The following is a 19,227-nucleotide window of genomic DNA, read 5'->3' as shown; positions in this document are numbered from 1 at the left end:
AATCAGTTCAGCATGGTTTAACCACAAGCGTATGACAGCCACCCTTTTTACTGGCTATTGCGCGGCATAAGGACACACAGGAGTCATAACATGGAGACTAACACAATGAATATAATCGTATTTGGTGCCACGGGCGATATTGGCAGTCGAATTGTGTCGGAAGCGTTGCAACGCGGCCATAAGGTCACGGCAATGACACGTAACGAGGCAGCATTCAGCAAGCTACCCGACGCCGTAACGCCTGTCGCCGCCAATTTGAACGATGCAGGCAAGGTGGCATCGGTAATGGCTGGTCATGATCTTGCCATTACGGCGTTACGTCCATCGACAGGCGAAGAAGCGCAATTACCGGTGTTAACACAAGCGGTCGTCCAAGGCGCAGCTCACCATCAAATGCGCGTTCTGATTGTCGGCGGTGCCGCTCGACTGATGATTCCGGGCACTGACGGTGAAACCGTGTTAAACGCAGAGGGCTTTCTTCCCGACTCAGCCATTGAGATTGCACGCGCTTGCCAAGTGCAATATGAGCAATGTTTAGCCAGCCAAGATGTGATTTGGAGCTACCTCTCGCCTGCCGCCATGATCGCGCCTGGCACACGCACCGGTCAGTACACATTGGGGACAGACACCTTAGTGGCAGATAGCAACGGACAATCTCGCATTTCAATGGAAGACTTCGCGGTCGCCATGCTTGATGAAGCCGAAACCCCTAAGCATTTGCAACAAGCGTTTACTGTGGGTTATCAGTAATCAAAGCAAAAGCCAGCGGCCGAGTGTAGGCGCTGGCTTTCACTTTCCGATATGTAGCGCTAATCAGCATCATCGCTGAGCCAGTGTTGTTTTTCCCTCACCTTGTCACAAATGTATTCACCAATCGGCATCGCAGAGGTCGCTGCTGGCGATGGCGCATTGCACACGTGTAAACTCCGCGCACTTTCGGCAAACAGAAAGTCATGGACCAATTTGCCGTCATTTAGCACGGCTTGAGCACGGATCCCCGCAGGATAAGGCTTCAAATCCTTAGCTTTGATTGTCGGGCAGTATTTATTTACTTGTTTGACGTAGCCCGGCTTCCACCACGAGTTTTTCAGCTCGACCAACCCGGTTTTAAGATTATTGAGGGTGACTTTCCAAAACCCAGCAAAGGTCAGCATTTGCCAGGTGTCTTTTAGACTGACATTCACCTTGCCATAGCCTTCACGCTTCCAACCTTGCACAGCGTTAGGTCCCACCGTAATAGAGCCGTCTATCATCCGCGTGAGATGAACGCCTAAAAAAGGTAAATCGGGATCGGGAATCGGATAGATAAGGTGATTCACAAAGCCTTGGTACTGGCTCGCAAGTTGATAGTACTCACCGCGATAAGGGATAATTTGAAACGCGGTTGGGATCCCCATCATTTGGGTCATTCTATCTGCCATCAACCCACTACATGTCACCACAAACTGACAATGAATCGTTAGCGGCTCCCCGCTTGCTTGGCAATGGAGAGTGACTTGTTCAGCCGCTTCACTGGCCCCAATCACTTCTGTACTGAGTTGGGTGACACCGCCGAGCGCTTCAAACTCACACACCATTTGCTCAGTCACCCGCCGATAGTCAACAATGCTGGTCGCGCGAACCGCTATGGCACCCAAGCCTTTAACATTCGGCTCTTCAGCATGAAGCTCCGCCGCATCCAGCCAGCGCACGTCGATATCATTGGTTAAGCATCGCTCATAGAGCGCTCGCATCCGAGCCATCTCTTGCTCGTTGGTGGCGACCAATAGTTTGCCACAGTTTTCGACTGCAATATCGTGCTTGGCACAAAATTCAATGGTCAGCGCCGCTCCTCGTTTACAGAAATCGGCTTTTAAACTGCCTGGTGGATAATAGACACCCGCGTGGATCACGCCACTGTTATGCCCGGTTTGATGCTGGGCAACGCTTGCCTCTTTTTCCACCAGCAATACGGAGCAGCCTGGGTATCGCTGCTTTAATTGCCAGGCTGTGGATGCGCCAACAATACCACCACCGACAATCACATAATCATAAACAGATTTCATATACGCCTCATGACACTGGCAGTTGAGATTGTTGCAACTGATAYTTGCGTCCACTGTATATAAACAGGCCCACAAACCCAACGACGCTCACTAAGCGAAGCCACAACGGGATATCGTGCCACACTAACAAGGCACCAATCATTAATAAGCAAAGGCGGCTTACCCAATTAATCGGGCCTTCAAGATACCCTTCAATCGCGCCAATTAAGGCATACGTGCCAATAATGGCAAAAAAGCCAACCTCTAACACCGAGAAGATATCCCAGCTGACCAGGCTAGTATAAGCAATGAGCAAAGGCACGAGATACAAGCCTTTAGCAATTTTCCACGCCATCAGCCCCGTGCGCATCGGTGGGGTTTTAGCAATGGTGGCCGCGGCAAATGCCGTCAAACAAAACGGCGGGGTCACGTTACTGTCTTGCGATAACCAAAAAATAATTAGGTGGGCGGCGAGTAGGGCCAAACTGACAGCCTCCAGCCCTAAGCTTTGCTCTAACAAGGTTTCCATAAAGTCAGCCGGCACTAAGGCAACCATTTGCTGCGCGGTTTCCATGGTCATTGGCGCATTTAAAAGATCGAGTTTGTCTGGGGCAGCCAACATAAATATCGCCTTGGCTTGCTCAGGAAGCTGGCCTGATACCAGCAGCTCCAACAATTGGTTTTCAGCGATCAGCTTATACAGAGCAGGTGCCGACAAGGTGCCCAGTACGATATAGGCAGCGGTCACCGGTAACCCCATCCCTAACACTAACGAGGCGATAGCAATTAGCACCAGCATCATAAACAGATCACCGTTCGCCCAACCATCAATCATCAGCGAGAAAGTATTGCCGATACCCGTGGTGCTGATCACATTCACCACCAAACCAATGCCCACGAGCAAGATGGCGGTGGTGGCCATATTTTTTGCCCCTTGCGCCAAGGCCTCGATGATCGCTTTCGGCCCCATCCGGTGCTCTTTGGAAAACCAGGAAGCGAAAATCACAGAAATAATCGAAATGCCGGCAGCATAGGTGGGTGTGAAACCTTTAATCAGCAAGGTGACAAGCACCGCAAGCGGGATAAGGTTATGCCAACCGCGGAGAAGCACCATCAATAAAGAGTCCTCGGTGGTGACAATCTTTTGCACGCCACTGCGCTTTGCTTCAATGCGCACAAAAAAGCCCACCGAGAGAAAATAGATAAGCGCAGGAACCAGTGATACGGCAATAATGTCAACGTAAGGAATTTGGGTGTACGAGGCCATAATAAACGCCCCCGCCCCCATTACGGGTGGCATTAATTGCCCCCCAGTTGAAGCCGATGCTTCGACACCAGCAGCAAAGCGCGACGGAAAACCGGCTTTTTGCATTAAAGGAATACTGATCACCCCGGTCGATACGGTATTCGCTACGCTCGAGCCTGACACTGACCCCATTAACCCAGAGCCAATCACCGCAATAAAGCCCGGTCCACCAATAATCTTACCCGCAGCCGCACGCGCCACATTGATGATGTAATCCCCAACTCCAGAGCGAACAAGAAAGGCGCCAAATAAGATGAACATAAACACGAACGTCCAGCTAATCCGGGTAATCGCGCCAAACATGCCTTCCGAAGAGTAGTAACTGCGATATAACAGGGTTTCTAGACTCAGTCCGGGAAAATGGAAGATCCCCGACGCCCACTCGCCCCACAGCACGACATAGCTCAAACACACCATAATCAGAATGGGAATAAACCATCCCATGGTACGACGAATCAGCTCCACCACGATGATGATCGCTAAGCTGGCGAATACCCAATCAGCAGTAACAAATTTTACCCCACGCGCGTATAACGCATCTTCGGCATAAGGGATATACAGCAGACAAGCCACTGCACCTAACGCGATAAAAATATCGACCGCCAGCGCTATTTTACTCCGCTTCAAAGAGATATGTGCCGGGTACCAAAGCGCACAAATCACCGCAAACCCCGCAAAGTGGGTCGCCGAAATCCATAACTCGGGAAGCGTTGATAAGGTGTTAAACCAAATGTGCAATACAGACAACACCACGCCCAGCACAGTGATGGTGGTGGTCACCCACGGAAATTCATCGCGTGTGGGCAATTCAAATTTCTCCAACGCTGTTTCATCTGGCTCTTGCTCAACTGACTGATGCTTAACTGGCTCGCTCATCCCTTTACTCCAAGCAGTGTCTGTGTTTTCATGCAACCTTTGATCTCGATAAGCGCTCCGAGCCATCCCGGAGCGCTATCGCGTTATTCCATTACCAGTTCAGACGGGATGTCGATACCCACTTCTTGATAGTAACGTGCTGCACCTGGATGGAGCGGCACAGGCAAACCGGCGATGGCTTTCTCAATGGCCATGGCTTTAGTGGCCTTATGAATGCCCTGAAGGAAAGACAGATTCTCATAAATAGCCTTGGTGAGCTGATACACATCCTCATCGGAGAGATCTTTGCGCACGGCCAAGAAGTTAGGTTGGGCAATGGTGGTGACCGGCTTATCTAGCTCAGGGTACGTGTTGGCAGGAATTTCGTACTTAGTCCAAAGGTTGTATTTACCGTTGGCCGCTTTGATTTGTTCGTCAGTAAAAGACAAGATGGAAATGTCATTTCCCAGCGCCGCGAACGCTTGGGTAACCGCGCCAACTGGTACACCGGCTGGCGTATTCATACCATCAATGGTGCCATTTTGTAGTGCACTAGCACTGCCGCCATAACCCATATACGCCAAATTAAAGGATTCCGGATCCACGCCTAGTCCTTTCATAATCTGACGACCTGAGTTCTCGGTCCCTGAGTTTTTCTTGCCGATAGAAAACTTCTCACCCGCAAGGTTGTTTAAATCACTCACGGTGCCGGTTTCTGCCAGCTCACTGCGCACAATAAAGTGCTCAACATTCTGCCAAAGCATAGACACAGAGCGCAGTTGATCTTGGCGGCCACTGTCTGCATACGGACCCTCGCCAGACCAGGCCCACGCACCATACAAGCCCTGTAAGATCGCAAATTGCGCTTCGCCTTCATTGAGCAGTTTCACGTTCTCACCTGAACCAGCAGAGCTGATTGCCGATAGCGAAAAATGATGCTTAGGCGCTAGCTTGACCTTACTCAGCGTCGCCAGCGCGACACCAACAGGATAGTAAGTGCCACCAGTAGAGGCCGTTGCGAGGATGTAGCTTCGGTCTTCTGCGACCGCGGTGGAGGCGACGCTAAATGAGGCCACGGCAAACGTCAGTGCTTTAAATAGCTTATTGATTTTCATTGTTACTCTCCATGTAGGGCTGCGTTATTGGTTTACACAAATTAAACGGTTTGTTAACAGCAACACATGGATAGCAAAGAGAGTGCCAATAGTTAAATCATTGTTAATAATAGAATTGTTAGGAGAGCTCATCGATAATGAGCAAGATTTTTCTTATTTCCCGCTCAGCTAGTAAGCAAAATCTTGCTCAAAGTGTCACCTCAATAAGCAGTTGACCGTCACAAAACGTAAACAAAGTGTGATCGCGGAGCGCTTGCTGGCGAAATAGTACTGAGCAAATTTTTGCCGACGCATCAGGTGTAATCTGCGCGGTTGAGTCCAAACTTCTTCATTTTTTGGTTCAAGGTACGGCGAGGCAAATCGAGCGCCAACATCACTTCATGAATACGCCCTTGATGTGCCACCAAGCATTCATGTAGTACCTTGCGTTCAAAGTTATGTAGCTGGATTAAAAGCGGAACATCCGATTGAACGACTTCCATGGTCGATGAGGGGCGATTGGACAGTATTTCCATCACTGAAATACCATCATCCAAGGCAAACCGTACTGCGACGTTGCGCAGCTCACGAATATTACCCGGCCAGGAATAAGACAAAATGGCGTGCCGATCCGCCTCACTGGCAAGGCGTGTCTCCGGGTTGGTCTGACGGGTAAAGTGCTCAAACAAAATCAACGCATCATCTTCACGTTCTCTTAAGGGTGGAAGGTGGATTTGTGCCACATTCAAACGGTAGTACAAATCTTGCCGGAAGGTTTCATGATCATTGAGGTCGGATTTAGCGGCCGCAATGACCCGCGTATCGATCGCTATCGACTGGTTTCCTCCCACTCTTTCAATGGTGTGCTCTTGAAGCGCGCGCAACACTTTTACCTGCATACTTGCCGGCATGCTCTCGACTTCATCAAAAAATAAGGTCCCTTTGTGCGCGTATTCGAACTTACCAATACGACGCTGATTGGCACCGGTAAACGCCCCTGACTCATGGCCAAACAGCTCACTTTCAAATAAGTTTTCCGGGATGGCGCCGCAGTTTATCGGCACAAAACGCTGGGCTTGTCGCGCACTTTCATTGTGTAAACTGGTTGCCACCAGCTCTTTGCCACACCCCGTTTCCCCATAAATGATCACATTGGTGTCGATACGCGCCAGCTTTACCACCTGCTCACGAAGTTGTTGCATCACTCGGCTTTGGCCAATCAGTACCTTCTCCAATCCACTAATACGCGATAAATAGGCTTGTCGCTCTTGTGTCGAGGCATGTTGGCGGTAGCTGTCGACGGCCTCAGTCACGCGCTGAGACAAACGCTCGGGCTCAAAAGGCTTTTCAATAAAATCAAACGCCCCGTTTTGCAGCGCTCCCACGGCCATATCCACATCACCGTGTCCTGTAATAAACAGCACAGGTGTCGCGACCTGATGCTGGTCTAGCTCGGTAAGAATAGATAAGCCGTCAACATCCGGTAACTTGACGTCACTGACCACGGCATCAAACGGATACTGTAATACAGCTTGTAGCCCTGTTTGGCCCGTGCTGAATGACTCAACCTCAAAGCCTGCCAACTCTAACCACTGGCAGGTGGTGTGACGAACAATATCGTCATCTTCAATCAAGGCAATGCGCGGGAGTGTCTGTACCGTCATGAGAAAACCATCCGTGATAGGTGACTCATTACGGTAGCAAAAGCCACGCAGCAAAAAAGGAGCTAGCTCTCACTTTCTCATCACACCGCTTTAACATTTTTGCTATTCACCGCAGTCTAAAACGGACGTCAGAGCAGAGCACACTATGCAGAATCATCACCGTACCCACCAAGACAGCAAGAAAACCTGGGCAATACTGTTTCTCTCTGGGGTGTTGGTGCTTTTCTTTTATGGGATCAGCCGCGAAGCAGCCTATCAGGGATTAAGTATGCAAACACACGCCGAGGTACAGAATAAGCTTTTAAACTATATCGGTGACGTTCGCCGTGCCTTAAGGCGCTTTTATCACCTGCCTTATTTGCTTACCAACCACCCTGATACCTTGGCAATTGTGAAAGGAGAGCGCCACGAGACCGTCGCTTTCCAAGTGAAACTGACACAACTCGATAAAGCCGCCAATACCGAAGGCTGGACACTGCTCTCTACATCAGGCGACGTGCTCGCCTCTAGCCTGATTGATGAACGCTTTAGCCGCCCCGACCGGTTGGCAATCGTCGAGCAAGTGCTGCGCCAAGGTGAAGGCGTGTCTTTGGTGAATAAAACCAAAGGCTATGGGCCGCTTTATTACCTCTCTGCCCCTGTTTTTGATGACCTCAACATCGCCGGCATTGTGGTGGTACAAATTGACCTTAGCTTCCTTACCGAGCAACCCATCGCCAGTGATGACCTCATTCTGCTACAAAATCGGCAACAGCGGTTTTTCCTCTCAAGCAGCAGCCAGTACAGTGCAGACTGGCTGAACGCAGCCCGGCTGAATGCAGCCCAGCTGAACGCAGCCCGACTGAACGGGTCACAAGCACCAACGCAAGGTAATAAACAAACAGTGGAGAGACAAACACGCTACCTCTACGACAGCACCGCCATCAGCCAATGGCGCTTCAATGCCACCCCGTTTTTGGGCCACACGGTAAAACTGGACGACCTTAAATGGTCAGTGAGTTACCTGACCCCCTATAAACCGATAAAAGACACCGCAAACCTGTTCGCATGGGGAGTGGCAGCCGTCCTACTTGTCGTCATTCTATTGCTGATCATCGGCCAACAACGGCAGCAGAAACACCGTCACCAGCAGCGAATTCAAAGCCTATTGCAAGAGTCGCAACGCCGACTGAAACAAATGATTGATAAAACCCAAGTCGGTTTATTGCTCATTGACGAACAAGGCTCGCTGTATGATCTTAACCCGATGGCCAAACGGCTATTTGGCTTGCCAGAAAACAATCATCACCGCATTTTTGCTTGGGAGTTGTTTGATACCGGCAATCCACACTCCACCACCCTCACCTTGCTGAAAAATCTCGACAAACATAATGAATTGGCTGAGCTCAATGCGGTTGAAACCATGGCACGTCGCAGCGACAGTAGCGTCTTTCCTGCGCTTTTCTCACTCACCCGTTTCCCTTGGCATGATGAGCAATACTACCTGGCGACGTTGATTGACATTAGCAAACGTAAAAAAGCGGAACAGTCACTCCAGCAGATGAACCAAGCGCTCACCGAGCGCGTGGAAGAGCGCACCCAAGCGCTGCAACAAGCACAAGCGCAACTGATTGAGACCAGCAAAATGGCCGCCTTAGGGAGAATGTCGAGTGCTATTACTCATGAGCTTAATCAGCCACTTACCGGCCTTCGCACCTTACTCACCACCAATACCTTGTTCGCTGAACGCGGCGAGATGGAAAAAGTTAAAACCAATAACCAGCTGGTGCAAAAGCTGATTGATCGTATGACTAATATGACCAGCCAACTCAAAACCTTCGCCTACAACAAACCGCACCACCTGCATGCCGTTTCTTTACCCGATGCCCTCAACGAAACCTTGCGTGTGTATCAAGCTCAGTTGGCAGACATTGATGTGCGGGTGCGTATGCCTCACGACACCCCCATGATACTCGGTGAAGGACAAAGGTTATTACAAATCCTAGGAAACTTGATATCTAACGCATGCGATGCGATGGCAAATACCGCTTCGCCGACTTTGGTGTTTGTGGTCACGCCCACCAAAAAGGCAGTCGAACTGACGGTGAGTGACAACGGCTGCGGGACGTCAGAAGAGGCTTTGGAGACCATGTTCGAGCCGTTTGTCACCTCGAAGAAAATCGGTGAGGGAYTTGGGTTAGGATTAGCAATCACCGCCAATAACGTGCGGGATATAAATGGTAAAATACGAGCTGCAGCCAACGCCCAAGGCGGCCTGACCTTCACGCTTACTTTTCAGCCAGCATGATCATTAAACTACCAGACATAGCCCACTCGTGCCTACAATCAGGCTTGAATCTTTAAAACCGGTACCGGAGGCTGGCTAGGCCATAGTGAAGCCAAGAAAAGTTATAGACTTCATCGTTGTCAGCCCCACCTTCTAGGGTGCGATACCCCAGAGCGCCATACCAGCCATCGCCAAGGTGATACTCCAACATCAGCGCCGCATCAACCGCACGTCCCATGGGTGACCACGCGCCTTCCACATCCAAGATCAACGCCGCGCGATCGGATAGACGATATTGACCATACCCATGCAACAAGGGCACCACGCCAACGTTGGACTTCGTTGCTTTTGTTTCACCTTGCGCGAGGGTGATTTCAGCATCTCTCACCAAGGCGGCGGCACCGATGCCCCACTGCCAAGGGCCTTGATCGTAAAACGTCCAGCGGTATGTCGCACGATAGGTATTGAATTGATAATCCGCATCAATGGCTTGCTCGGCGGCAAACCGCTGATCCTGAAACTGGATGCTTTTTGACAGCGTGCCACGACCATCGACAGAGAGAGGCGCAAAGGTTAGGCGTACCGCGTGCTGGGGATGGAACTGATACGTGCCATACAAACGCAAGTAAGGCGTTGCGGATCGGCCGGTTAAATCGGTCATATCAAAGCGAGTGCCAGTATCTCCGGGGATGCTGACATCATTTTTGCTAAACGTCACCCCGCCGGTTTCAACGCGAAGATCCAACCCTTGCGCATAGGCCCCCGTTGATAGCCCCCCGACAAACAACACACTCATGATTCGAGCTGTCTGTTGGCACATCGTGTGCAAGTCTAAGCCTGCCCTAAGCCATTGTCGCATATGACCAAACGTTGTGGTTCTGCCCTTTCTCATTGCGCTTTGCCCTTATTATCGGCGTCAATCGCAGCATACATAATATGCTGAGGCCCTGCCGCGCCGCCCCAGTACAGCTCGCCTGTATCAGTAAAGCCGCCTTTTTGATAACAGGCTTTAGCAGCCGGGTTTTGACAGTTCACAGTGAGATACACCCAATTGAAATCACGATAAGCAACGGGCAAATACTCAAGCAAGGCTTTAACCGCATCGGTGCCTAGACCTTGCCCTTGATAACGCGCATCCACTACAAACATGCGCAGGCCCAATGTCTTTGGCGGGCAAAAGTCATACTGAGACGCATAGTCAGTATCGAGTTTAAAAAAGCCTACCGTCTTGCCCGATCGCTTGATCCCATGGCGGTGAATAGTCTCGCTGGTCTCAGCAAGAAATTCGTCAGCGGTCCCCGCAAACTTTGCTTGTTGATCAGGCAACAATACCTGGCGAACACCGTCGATATCCTCATCAGTCAGTGGATCGACGCGTATCTTGGTGAGCTGACTAGTGGTGGTTTCTGACATACCAGTTCTCATCATCCTTGTTATTGGTATAGGGCTGTGCGCTAGTTTTAGTGGTCAATAGTCTTAGCGGTCAATACTGGGCACTTCTAGTCAGGGAGCACCCAACAACGTGCTGCTCCCTTAAAGAGCGGACATAAAAAAGGGAGCCCTGATTGACAGCGCTCCCTATCATAGCGTGCTAGCGATGTTAAATCACTGACAGCTCGACCTTAATATTGCCACGTGTCGCATTGGAATACGGGCATACTTGGTGCGCTTGCTCGACCAATGACTGCGCGGTGTCTTTATCCAGATCGCCAACAGACACTGCCAACTTCACGGCAATACCAAAACCACCATCAATAGGACCAATCGAAACTTCTGAGTTAATGTGAGTGTCTTCCGGCAAGGTCACGCCTGCTTTACCGGCCACCAAACGCAGCGCACCAATAAAACACGCCGCATAGCCGGCAGCAAAAAGCTGCTCAGGGTTAGTGCCTTCGCCATCGTTTCCGCCCAAACCTTTAGGCGTGGAAAGCGCCACATCTAAACGTCCGTCATCAGATTTTGCAGACCCTTCGCGGCCTCCAGTAGCGGTGGCTTTTGCTGTATAGGCAACACTTTGTAGCTCTTTCATTTCACTCTCCTGTGTTCCAGTCCACTTGCGGCTTGCTCTATCGCACTGAGCAAACACGGTGAAGACGGCTTGTGTTATTTATTTTGTATGCAAAACATTAAATCACATCACGCAACATTGCAAATACTTTGCGCGCAAAATAAAATACTCACTAGACACACGGACAATGACAAGCCATGACCTATCCCCAATTGAAGCTCAATAGCCAAATCTGTCACCGCTTATACAAGGCCTCCAACGGTATTTCGCGCGCCTACCGAACCTGGCTGACCGAGCTTGATCTCACCTACCCGCAATATGTAGTGATGATGGCGCTGTGGGAAACTGACCGACTCGCGATCGCAAATCTGGTTGAGAAAACCGGCATTGATGGTGGCGCGATGACGCAGATTTTGAAAAAGATGGGCGATAAAGGCTTGCTCACCATAGTGAAAGACGAAGACGATAAGCGAAAGCGGTGGGTAACATTGACGGGCAAAGGCATTGAGCTGCAGCACCAAGCAGCGGAAATTCCTGAAAAGATTCGTTGTAAGTTTCCTAGCATTGATGATCAGCAAGCCCAGCAACTTATTGCGCTGCTGGATAAAATCAATCATGACTTAGGGGAAAGCGACGCATAAACGTCGGCTGAGCAGCACTCAAGGCTAACGTATCGATAAGAAAGCCAAACTATTACTTGGTCGTGGCATCCTTTACTGAGACAATCGGTGTTGTTACCTCGATATTAACGGACAATAATGAAACTTTTAGCTCGCAACCTTGCACGCACCACCACCGAACAAGAACTCCGTCAGCTGTTTTCTGAACACGGCGACGTCACCGACTGCAATCTGGTGCTGGATCAAGAGACTGGCGAATCCAAAGGCTTTGCTTTTGTGACTATGCCTGACGATGCCCAGGCCAACGCTGCAATTGCCGCACTGAACCTGGCCAGCGTTGCAAAGAGCAAAATCCGCGTGAAAATCGCGAACTAAGCAAAAAAAGCCCTTTGCACTTATATTGGCTGTGAGGCGGGAACGATAGCCAACACGATCACCCGTGTTGGCTTTTGTTTATGGTTGCCAAGCGTTAATAACGTAAAGCGTCATTAAACGATAGCTGATTGACAGCCTACGCCCGACTCGTCACTATCAAGCTTTCGGCATGTAGTGACGCTCGAGCAATCAAAATGGCAAAACCGAATAAAAAAGGCCCCACCAAAACCATCGATATTTTCTGTAAACGCTGTAACGCACAGCTGTTTAAATACCGAAAAGGTGGTAAAGGCGCTTTGGTGAAGTGCTTTAAAGAAAGGATTGTTGAGGATGCCACCACCACGCCGTGTCACTGCCCTCAGTGCCAACAGCCCTTTGCGCGTGACACCCTAATGCGAGGCACACCAGCCTACAAATTCATTGGCGGTAAGGTATGGTTCAAATGAAGATAACCCCTTTAGGCAATACGTTAGGGGCGCAAGTCGATAATATCGATTTATCCCAGCTGTCAGACACTGAGTTTGCGGCGCTATACCAAGCATTTTTACGCTACAAAGTGCTTTTCTTTCGCGAGCAGCCTCTCTCAACCAACGACCATGTCGCACTGGCAAAACGCTTTGGCGAGCTTGAGCCACCTCACCCGTTTTTCCCTCACCTGCCCGACAACAACCAAGTGGTCGTAATTGAAACCAGCCGCGGCAATCCACCCAGCCAAAGCTATTGGCACACCGACATGACATGGCAAGCGGTGCCGCCCAAATGCTCGGTTTTACACGCGCAATATGTGCCAGAACATGGCGGAGATACGATTTGGTGTGACATGGCAGCAGTATGGGCCGATCTAACCGAGGAAGAAAAAACCGAGCTACGCCAGCTCAACACCATTCACGCACTGCACGCCTTTGAAGGCAGCCGTTACGATCATCAAGACGCCGACGGCCTGAGTGTGGTTTCGAAACGCGCTCAAGACTACCCGCCTATTCGCCGTGCCATGGTACAGACCCACCCTGAAACCGGCCAAGAAGTGCTATTTATTAACGAGCAATTTACTCGCGCGATTGCTGAGTGGTCAGAGGCTGATAGCCAACAACGGCTGGCGACACTGTTTAGTCAAGCACGCCAATCGAAATATCACGTTCGTTTTCGCTGGCAAAAGCATTCGGTGGCGATCTGGGATAATCGCGCCACCCAACACTACGCAGTAACCGATTATGGCGACGCGCCCAGACGATTGCACCGCGTCACGGTTCAGGGTGACAGTGCTCAGTAACACCTAACGGCGCTCAGGTACGGGTATATTCATATAGATTATTGCTATGCCCATAAAGCATGATTTGGCATTGTAGCTGAAACCCGAGCTTTTCGAGCATATAGCGTATAAACGACGCATCATTAAGCAGCTCCACAATAAACGGCGCATCGTCGAGATGAAACTGTCGGATATTGAGCCTTTTTGATTGGCATATCAGTGTCATAAGCCACTAGCCTACTGAAACATTCTATCGCGCCATAATCGCATATTGGCGCGAATAAGTATCTACGCCGGCAACCAACACTGATAAAAATCAGTCTTCGCATGTTTGGGGTTAGCGCGAACAWATTCCCAGCCGTGCTGGCGATAAAAGGTTAGCGCGCGATGGTTATCACGGCTCACAGAAAGCATTGCTCGCCGACACCCCGCGTTTGTTAAGGTGGTTTCGATATAGCGCTGCAGCAAAGGAGCTAACCCTCGGCCACGAAAGGCAGGTGCAAGGTAGATGAGATGCACATAACCAGTCTCAGGCTCTGGCGACGTGCTGCGAAATTCAAGCTGCCCAGCCCATTCTCCATCGACAAAAATATGCCGATAAAACCACTCGGGCTGATTCATGCGTTCACTCACCCGTTCATAATAGCCAGCCAGGAATTCTTCAAACCCCGCATCGGATCCAAAGCTACACACAAAAGCGTCCCGACGTGCAGCCACGCAATAAGCAAAATCGGTTTCAAGATTGATGGGGCGGAAAGTCAGAGGCATGGGCGTCTTAAAAATTGATATTTACGTGATGATGCTCCAATATCATAAGGCTTTCTGTGACTCTTGTAAGTATTTACTTTTAAATACCGAGATAATGACTTTCAGGGAACAGGTATGCCGGTTTCAAGCTTTAAAGGTGATTTTTGCAATATAGATAGCTTTGAGCCTAGCGCTCAGACCCTTGATGGCATCAAGGAAATGAACAGGATAATCGATACTGCCAATGTACTTGAAGCAGTCTTATCTGGTGTTCCACTATTTCAACTATTTGCATCAAGAAGTGCGAATGGTTCAGTTATTATTGAGGGTTCAGCATCAGTAGTATCCACAGGCATTAATATCAGTATATATGACTGGAAAGGTTTCGCTGATGCATTTAAAAGTGTAGGAATTATTCGGCGCCGTAGACTGCAAGATCACGCTGATATGACAGCTCTAAATGCAACAGGAAAAGATTACGAATTTTGGAGATGTGTTTCTAATGCTCTGTAGAAAAGCCACCTTACTTTTACTGATAAGCCTTCCTATTGTAGGCCATGCCCTTACATGGGAAGAATTTTTAAAGTCCGAAATGGATAGCACTTATTCTGCACTAGAAGAAAAAGCAAGTAATTGCCGTAAAAATCGTCAACCATTAGAGCCGATCAAGGAAAGCTGGTTTGTTAATCTTAGTCGAAGCGAAAAAGTAGCAGCAACTGGTTATATTAAACATCTAGCAGAAATTGATTGCTGGGGAAAAGAGCTATCCTCCTACAACTCTGCATTGTTAGCATATACTTCTGAATCGAAAGATACACAGTACTTAGACGAGTGGCTCGAGCTATCAAATGTATATCGGAGTAGTGACTTTAAACGTGACTTTAATGCATTGGACGTAAAACCGCTTGTAAAATGGTACAAACGACAACCAAAAGTCATGCCTTTTGATATGATTGAATTTCTTGAGCAATACCCTGAATTTAAAAAGAGCAATAAATAGCTGTAGAGATATCAAACCGATGCTACAACACCATAAAATCCGAAAATAATCAGTAGCTGTGGTAGCTAAGTGAATTCCGACAATCGTATTACGAATATTGTTATCATCACTAACCCAAAGGGCTACAACGCGTGCGTGACTATGGCTTATTGCATGGCAGCGCCAAACACAAGCGATACCATATTCAACGTATATTGCTTCACATGGCACACCATACCTTGCCCGTTGAGGCGGCCCCTGAGCAGCATACGACACGATGTTGTCCTACATGCGGGGAGCGGCTCATGGTCTGCGTGGGCGTGACACTACCGAGGTAGCCGAAAGGCGAACAGAATAAGGAGAATGGCGTTCACTTAAACACAGGAGAGCAAACCGACAAAAACCACATCGTTAACGTAACGTATTGAAGTGATGTCTTACCTGCTCACTTCTTGGCTGCGCTCGCGCTGAAAAAAGTGCCAGACGCAGCGCCTACCTATGCGCATTCGAGCTATTTACTTAATAAAGCAACGGGCTTGTTCAACACCCAAATAAAGTGTCGGCTGCGCGACACTTATTCTTATTTGTTATGTGCTTAGTTCGCAGCAGGCTGAATGCCATATTTCTGCGTGATGTTTTTGTATATAAACTCAGCATTGTAGCTCAATACATTTTCGGGCTTTTCTTTGAAGCAAACTATTGTATTTGACGAACTAGGCTTAGAGATATTGTAGGTTTGACCACCATAGGTTGTGGTTGTCGCGTTACCGTAAGCATAGTTGCCTGATCCATAAACATTTGCAGTGGTATTTGATGTTGTTGGGGTAGTATATGTGCTGTTTGATGTATAACTATTAGCATCAATAACAGCGAAATACTTATATCCACTTTGCAATGTCAATTCTGCGCTTCGCAATAGCGTAAAATCTGATGCTCTTTCTCTGCTTGTATATCCATTGCCCCTGAAAGTGACTTTAAATACATTTTCGTCTAACTGCGTTTCTGAGTAACCACCAGAAAACCCGCTGCTTTGATAAGTGGTTGCACATCCTTGTAGAAAGGCTACCACCAAAATCAATATTGATAGATGCTTCATAATTTCTCCTTTGGGCACATAACGCCTCAAGAAGAGGCGCGCGCTTTTTGCGCGTCCTTCTTCCTTGATTTGTTAGGCTTGGCTTTTCGATATAGCTGCAATACTGCCAGCCTCTTTATTTCAGATTCAATTCCAGACCAGCCAAGATAGTAATTGCCACCATTAGAGTAGGATTTATAAGCCAGTAAGTTATCGCTGGATACTTTTTCTACTGACAAGGCAGGATTTTTACACGATAGAATAATTACTGAGTCCCTTGGTCCTGGCCTTAGATTCCAAAATCTACTGCTTGGAAGAAATGACATTGCTACCCCATTAATAGGGGCGCCCATTTTAAGGTAGTTATCAAGTGCGCCTTCAATTTTACTAAGGCCGTATGCTACCTCTTTGGTTGTTGCGTCGGGGGAATATCCAGAGAGAGGATTTTTGTTGTTTATTTCAGTGACTAATATGCAAGCGCCTTTGCTGCGAAAGACTAAACACGGTAATTGCTTGATATAAAATACCGTGCCCCGATTTCTTCTCTTTTCAGCATACTCTTTTGCAGATTCTAGAGTAGTGTGCATGCAGCCATTTGCATACTGAGTTACCCACGTACTATGCCAAGCATTCCTGCCGGTATGCACATAATAGAGTAGTCCTCTAGAAATACCTTCGAGAGGGCTACTCTCAAGTAAATGGATAGATGCTTGCACAAGTTCCATAGTAGAGCCTAACATTGTATTAATGCGCATGCGCGATTTCCCAAAATCGTTATACGCGGCTTTTCTTATCTAAATCACTGTTATGAATAACATTTTGAGCCTTTAGGGTCTGTCTCTTTTCCGAGAAAGTGTGCATGCCGCCTATCATGGTTGAAGCGTTCACATTATCCCGAAACAGTACCACCTAACCCATAACGCGTTACCACGCAGGAGCGTGGGAACGAGGTGATAGGCTCGGCAACACCCACGCTACCGCCCTCTGGTTGGCGGCGTCCAAAAGGCCTTACAGGGCGATTTTTTGCGGGCTAGGTTATCAGATGCTGGGCAGTGTGTTTAGGCAAAGGCGTCTAAAATGTTGGCGCGGTCAGGGTTTGGGAGTTTGTGGAGGGGATAAACGCAAAAAAGCCGCTGACTGAGCAGCGGCTTTTTTATATGTGGCGGAGAGATAGGGATTTGAACCCTAGAAGGGCTATTAACCCTTGCCGGTTTTCAAGACCGGTGCTTTCAACCACTCAGCCATCTCTCCGGAACGCGGCGTATATTATTGGGTTCGCTGTGGCTTGTAAACCCTTTATTTACCGCCTCTTGTCTGTTCGCTCAAGCTGTGATCAGCTTGGCGAATATGTTAGCAAAAGGCGATTAGCTTGCCGCCAATCGCCCTGCTTTTACTGAGATACTTTAACCGAGTCTCGTTACCGCGCAATGTTTATAGCGCGATAAAAATACCCGCCAGTGCGGCACTCATAAGGTTGGCAAAGGTGGCGGCAATCACTGCGCGCACGCCTAAGCTTGCCACATCTTTGCGACGCTCGGGCACCATGGCACCAATCGAGCCAAGTTGAATGGCAATCGAGCCGATATTGGCAAAGCCACACAAGGCAAAGGTCACAATGACTTGGCTTTGCACCGACAAGTTCGCTTTGATATCGGCAAAGGATAAGAAGGCGACAAACTCATTAAGCGCAATCTTCTGTCCCAAGAGGTTGCCGACATCAAACACTTCATGCACGGGTACACCGGTAAGCAGCGCCAGGGGTGAGAACAGGTAACCAAACAACATTTCTAGGCTTAAGCCGTCAATGTCGACCAGCTCCCCTAAACTACTCAGCCCGGCGTTTAGCATCGCAATCACACTGATAAAGGCCACCAGCATGGTGCCGACCGCAACCGCGACTTTCATGCCGTTCATCGCACCGCTAGCCAATGCATCAATCGCGTTTGCTTGGTCGCTATCGCTGATCTCAACCTGGCTTTGCTCGGCCGGTGTTTCGGTCTCTGGGACGATGATTTTGGCCATCAATAGCCCACCCGGTGCCGCCATAAAGCTCGCCGCAATCAGGTATTTTAAATCTACACCCATCGCGGCATAACCGCCAAGCACACTACCGGCCACCGAGGCCATACCGCCGACCATCACCGCAAATAGCTCTGAGCGAGTCATTTTGCTAAGAAAAGGGCGAACCACCAAAGGAGATTCGCCCTGAGAAAGAAAGATGTTACTGGTGGCTACCAGCGATTCAGCTCGACTGGTGCCGAGTAATCGCTGTATGCCCCCGCCGAGCAATTTAATAACCCACTGCATAATGCCGAGATGATAAAGGAGAGAAATCAGCGCACTGATAAAAATGATTAACGGCAAAACTTTAACAGCGAAGATAAATCCATCATTGGCCAGCGGACCAAATACAAATTCGATGCCTTCGTTGGCGAACGATAACAACTTAGCCGCGCCATTACTCATAGTCCCAAGCATGGCTTGACCAAAGGGAATATAGAGCACCAGGGCAGCAAACCCAGCTTGCAAGCCAAACGCGCCGAACACGGTACGCCAATTGATAGCTTTACGGTTAGTGGAAAATGCGCACGCGCACAGAACCAGAGCGACGAGACCTGCCGCACTATAGAGGAGTTGCATAAATAGATTACCTTGCCGTGTTGTATTGCACTTGCGGTACGGATGAGTACGACACGCTGCCGGGGAGGCAAGAGGTTCCATCATGCGTTACATCGTACCGCGGGTTCGGTGAAGGTGGGCCCTACCTTGGACGCTTTTTCTTCAGCCGCGAATCGCGACACAGCCACTCTTTGCCTATCACTGAGCAAAGAGCGCATGTTGGGCGAGCATTCTATTGTGATTGGAGTCTCATTTCCAGCAGAATTTGATCTTAGATCACACTTATTCAGCCCTGATTGCACCCTGCTAAGATCTTTTCCGGCGCTGTCTGCTCTCTCAGACAATG

The 19,227-nt window shown here is 49.1% G+C and carries 20 protein-coding genes, 1 tRNA gene and 1 pseudogene; 9 read left to right on the top strand and 13 right to left on the bottom strand.

The window, feature by feature from the left end:
* The first annotated feature begins 105 nt into the window (after nucleotides 1-105).
* Nucleotides 106-750, top strand: coding sequence for an NAD(P)-dependent oxidoreductase (locus tag BZG13_RS08705; protein ID WP_077486343.1), 645 nt, complete (start codon nucleotides 106-108; stop codon nucleotides 748-750).
* A 59-nt stretch (nucleotides 751-809) separates the two neighbouring features.
* Here BZG13_RS08705 and lhgO read toward each other — a convergent pair whose 3' ends face one another.
* From lhgO to BZG13_RS08685, 4 genes are all read right to left on the bottom strand, one after another.
* Nucleotides 810-2,045 (bottom strand): L-2-hydroxyglutarate oxidase, encoded by a 1,236-nt coding sequence (lhgO, locus tag BZG13_RS08700; RefSeq protein ID WP_077486342.1) that lies wholly within the window; start codon nucleotides 2,043-2,045, stop codon nucleotides 810-812.
* A 7-nt stretch (nucleotides 2,046-2,052) separates the two neighbouring features.
* Complete coding sequence (locus BZG13_RS08695) at nucleotides 2,053-4,206, bottom strand: TRAP transporter permease (protein WP_077486341.1); 2,154 nt, start codon at nucleotides 4,204-4,206, stop codon at nucleotides 2,053-2,055.
* Nucleotides 4,207-4,289: 83 nt separating this feature from the next.
* Complete coding sequence (locus tag BZG13_RS08690) at nucleotides 4,290-5,300, bottom strand: TAXI family TRAP transporter solute-binding subunit (RefSeq protein ID WP_077486340.1); 1,011 nt, start codon at nucleotides 5,298-5,300, stop codon at nucleotides 4,290-4,292.
* A gap of 293 nt (nucleotides 5,301-5,593) precedes the next feature.
* Nucleotides 5,594-6,943 (bottom strand): sigma-54-dependent transcriptional regulator, encoded by a 1,350-nt coding sequence (locus BZG13_RS08685; protein WP_077486339.1) that lies wholly within the window; start codon nucleotides 6,941-6,943, stop codon nucleotides 5,594-5,596.
* A gap of 145 nt (nucleotides 6,944-7,088) precedes the next feature.
* On the opposite strand from BZG13_RS08685, the gene BZG13_RS08680 reads away from it, so the two are divergent.
* Nucleotides 7,089-9,230 (top strand): PAS domain-containing sensor histidine kinase, encoded by a 2,142-nt coding sequence (locus tag BZG13_RS08680; RefSeq protein ID WP_077486338.1) that lies wholly within the window; start codon nucleotides 7,089-7,091, stop codon nucleotides 9,228-9,230.
* Nucleotides 9,231-9,282: 52 nt separating this feature from the next.
* Here BZG13_RS08680 and BZG13_RS08675 read toward each other — a convergent pair whose 3' ends face one another.
* The 3 genes from BZG13_RS08675 to BZG13_RS08665 form a co-directional block, all read right to left on the bottom strand.
* Entirely contained in the window at nucleotides 9,283-10,005 is a 723-nt protein-coding gene (locus BZG13_RS08675; RefSeq protein ID WP_077486337.1) for a hypothetical protein, read from the bottom strand.
* A 92-nt stretch (nucleotides 10,006-10,097) separates the two neighbouring features.
* Nucleotides 10,098-10,622 (bottom strand): GNAT family N-acetyltransferase, encoded by a 525-nt coding sequence (locus BZG13_RS08670; protein WP_077486336.1) that lies wholly within the window; start codon nucleotides 10,620-10,622, stop codon nucleotides 10,098-10,100.
* 187 nt (nucleotides 10,623-10,809) lie between these two features.
* Nucleotides 10,810-11,238, bottom strand: coding sequence for an organic hydroperoxide resistance protein (locus BZG13_RS08665; protein ID WP_077486335.1), 429 nt, complete (start codon nucleotides 11,236-11,238; stop codon nucleotides 10,810-10,812).
* A 176-nt stretch (nucleotides 11,239-11,414) separates the two neighbouring features.
* Here BZG13_RS08665 and BZG13_RS08660 point away from each other — a divergent pair, with 176 nt between their 5' ends.
* The 4 genes from BZG13_RS08660 to BZG13_RS08645 all read left to right on the top strand — a co-directional run bounded on the left by BZG13_RS08660 (nucleotide 11,415) and on the right by BZG13_RS08645 (nucleotide 13,482).
* The gene (locus tag BZG13_RS08660) at nucleotides 11,415-11,858 is read left to right on the top strand and encodes a MarR family winged helix-turn-helix transcriptional regulator (protein ID WP_077486334.1); all 444 of its coding nucleotides are present in this window, start codon (nucleotides 11,415-11,417) and stop codon (nucleotides 11,856-11,858) included.
* A 117-nt stretch (nucleotides 11,859-11,975) separates the two neighbouring features.
* Entirely contained in the window at nucleotides 11,976-12,212 is a 237-nt protein-coding gene (locus tag BZG13_RS08655; RefSeq protein WP_021023687.1) for an RNA recognition motif domain-containing protein, read from the top strand.
* A 194-nt stretch (nucleotides 12,213-12,406) separates the two neighbouring features.
* Nucleotides 12,407-12,658: a hypothetical protein gene (locus BZG13_RS08650; RefSeq protein WP_077486333.1), complete on the top strand. Its 252-nt coding sequence runs from the start codon at nucleotides 12,407-12,409 to the stop codon at nucleotides 12,656-12,658.
* Complete coding sequence (locus BZG13_RS08645) at nucleotides 12,655-13,482, top strand: TauD/TfdA dioxygenase family protein (RefSeq protein ID WP_077486332.1); 828 nt, start codon at nucleotides 12,655-12,657, stop codon at nucleotides 13,480-13,482. Before BZG13_RS08650 ends, BZG13_RS08645 begins: the two co-directional genes overlap by 4 nt.
* A gap of 13 nt (nucleotides 13,483-13,495) precedes the next feature.
* Here the strand turns inward: BZG13_RS08645 and BZG13_RS08640 are convergent, their stop codons facing one another.
* Together BZG13_RS08640 and BZG13_RS08635 are read right to left on the bottom strand one after the other, a co-directional pair.
* Nucleotides 13,496-13,687, bottom strand: coding sequence for a hypothetical protein (locus BZG13_RS08640; RefSeq protein ID WP_077486331.1), 192 nt, complete (start codon nucleotides 13,685-13,687; stop codon nucleotides 13,496-13,498).
* 62 nt (nucleotides 13,688-13,749) lie between these two features.
* Nucleotides 13,750-14,229: a GNAT family N-acetyltransferase gene (locus BZG13_RS08635; protein ID WP_077486330.1), complete on the bottom strand. Its 480-nt coding sequence runs from the start codon at nucleotides 14,227-14,229 to the stop codon at nucleotides 13,750-13,752.
* A 114-nt stretch (nucleotides 14,230-14,343) separates the two neighbouring features.
* On the opposite strand from BZG13_RS08635, the gene BZG13_RS08630 reads away from it, so the two are divergent.
* From BZG13_RS08630 to BZG13_RS15635, 3 genes and pseudogenes are all read left to right on the top strand, one after another.
* Nucleotides 14,344-14,721 carry a hypothetical protein gene (locus tag BZG13_RS08630; RefSeq protein ID WP_077461097.1) on the top strand — a complete coding sequence of 126 codons (378 nt, stop codon included), beginning with the start codon at nucleotides 14,344-14,346 and terminating at the stop codon, nucleotides 14,719-14,721.
* Entirely contained in the window at nucleotides 14,669-15,208 is a 540-nt protein-coding gene (locus tag BZG13_RS08625; protein WP_158074877.1) for a hypothetical protein, read from the top strand. The genes BZG13_RS08630 and BZG13_RS08625 overlap by 53 nt, the downstream gene beginning before the upstream one ends.
* A gap of 113 nt (nucleotides 15,209-15,321) precedes the next feature.
* Nucleotides 15,322-15,525, top strand: a pseudogene (locus BZG13_RS15635) (IS91 family transposase); the annotation flags it as partial.
* 257 nt (nucleotides 15,526-15,782) lie between these two features.
* Here the strand turns inward: BZG13_RS15635 and BZG13_RS08620 are convergent.
* The 4 genes from BZG13_RS08620 to BZG13_RS08605 all read right to left on the bottom strand — a co-directional run bounded on the left by BZG13_RS08620 (nucleotide 15,783) and on the right by BZG13_RS08605 (nucleotide 18,902).
* The gene (locus BZG13_RS08620) at nucleotides 15,783-16,283 is read right to left on the bottom strand and encodes a CC0125/CC1285 family lipoprotein (protein ID WP_077486328.1); all 501 of its coding nucleotides are present in this window, start codon (nucleotides 16,281-16,283) and stop codon (nucleotides 15,783-15,785) included.
* A gap of 26 nt (nucleotides 16,284-16,309) precedes the next feature.
* The gene (locus BZG13_RS08615; RefSeq protein ID WP_077486327.1) at nucleotides 16,310-17,017 is read right to left on the bottom strand and encodes a hypothetical protein; all 708 of its coding nucleotides are present in this window, start codon (nucleotides 17,015-17,017) and stop codon (nucleotides 16,310-16,312) included.
* Nucleotides 17,018-17,422: 405 nt separating this feature from the next.
* Nucleotides 17,423-17,513: transfer RNA gene (locus BZG13_RS08610), tRNA-Ser, on the bottom strand.
* Between the two features lie 180 nt (nucleotides 17,514-17,693).
* Nucleotides 17,694-18,902, bottom strand: coding sequence for a NupC/NupG family nucleoside CNT transporter (locus BZG13_RS08605; protein WP_077486326.1), 1,209 nt, complete (start codon nucleotides 18,900-18,902; stop codon nucleotides 17,694-17,696).
* Between the last annotated feature and the right edge of the window lie 325 nt (nucleotides 18,903-19,227).

This window comes from Salinivibrio sp. ML323 (assembly GCF_001995745.1).
Lineage (GTDB): Bacteria > Pseudomonadota > Gammaproteobacteria > Enterobacterales > Vibrionaceae > Salinivibrio > Salinivibrio kushneri.
Note: the sequence above shows the minus strand (reverse complement) of the source record. Positions and strands in the feature narration are given on the sequence as shown.

Excerpts from the sequence above, each read along its gene's own strand:
- BZG13_RS08705 (WP_077486343.1), top strand. The coding sequence starts at position 106 with ATGAATATAATCGTATTTGGTGCCACGGGCGATATTGGCAGTCGAATT.
- lhgO (WP_077486342.1), bottom strand. The coding sequence starts at position 2,045 with ATGAAATCTGTTTATGATTATGTGATTGTCGGTGGTGGTATTGTTGGC.
- BZG13_RS08690 (WP_077486340.1), bottom strand. The coding sequence starts at position 5,300 with ATGAAAATCAATAAGCTATTTAAAGCACTGACGTTTGCCGTGGCCTCA.
- BZG13_RS08685 (WP_077486339.1), bottom strand. The coding sequence starts at position 6,943 with ATGACGGTACAGACACTCCCGCGCATTGCCTTGATTGAAGATGACGAT.
- BZG13_RS08675 (WP_077486337.1), bottom strand. The coding sequence starts at position 10,005 with ATGAGTGTGTTGTTTGTCGGGGGGCTATCAACGGGGGCCTATGCGCAA.
- BZG13_RS08670 (WP_077486336.1), bottom strand. The coding sequence starts at position 10,622 with ATGTCAGAAACCACCACTAGTCAGCTCACCAAGATACGCGTCGATCCA.
- BZG13_RS08665 (WP_077486335.1), bottom strand. The coding sequence starts at position 11,238 with ATGAAAGAGCTACAAAGTGTTGCCTATACAGCAAAAGCCACCGCTACT.
- BZG13_RS08660 (WP_077486334.1), top strand. The coding sequence starts at position 11,415 with ATGACCTATCCCCAATTGAAGCTCAATAGCCAAATCTGTCACCGCTTA.
- BZG13_RS08655 (WP_021023687.1), top strand. The coding sequence starts at position 11,976 with ATGAAACTTTTAGCTCGCAACCTTGCACGCACCACCACCGAACAAGAA.
- BZG13_RS08650 (WP_077486333.1), top strand. The coding sequence starts at position 12,407 with ATGGCAAAACCGAATAAAAAAGGCCCCACCAAAACCATCGATATTTTC.
- BZG13_RS08645 (WP_077486332.1), top strand. The coding sequence starts at position 12,655 with ATGAAGATAACCCCTTTAGGCAATACGTTAGGGGCGCAAGTCGATAAT.
- BZG13_RS08640 (WP_077486331.1), bottom strand. The coding sequence starts at position 13,687 with ATGACACTGATATGCCAATCAAAAAGGCTCAATATCCGACAGTTTCAT.
- BZG13_RS08630 (WP_077461097.1), top strand. The coding sequence starts at position 14,344 with ATGCCGGTTTCAAGCTTTAAAGGTGATTTTTGCAATATAGATAGCTTT.
- BZG13_RS08625 (WP_158074877.1), top strand. The coding sequence starts at position 14,669 with ATGCAACAGGAAAAGATTACGAATTTTGGAGATGTGTTTCTAATGCTC.
- BZG13_RS08620 (WP_077486328.1), bottom strand. The coding sequence starts at position 16,283 with ATGAAGCATCTATCAATATTGATTTTGGTGGTAGCCTTTCTACAAGGA.
- BZG13_RS08615 (WP_077486327.1), bottom strand. The coding sequence starts at position 17,017 with ATGCGCATTAATACAATGTTAGGCTCTACTATGGAACTTGTGCAAGCA.
- BZG13_RS08605 (WP_077486326.1), bottom strand. The coding sequence starts at position 18,902 with ATGCAACTCCTCTATAGTGCGGCAGGTCTCGTCGCTCTGGTTCTGTGC.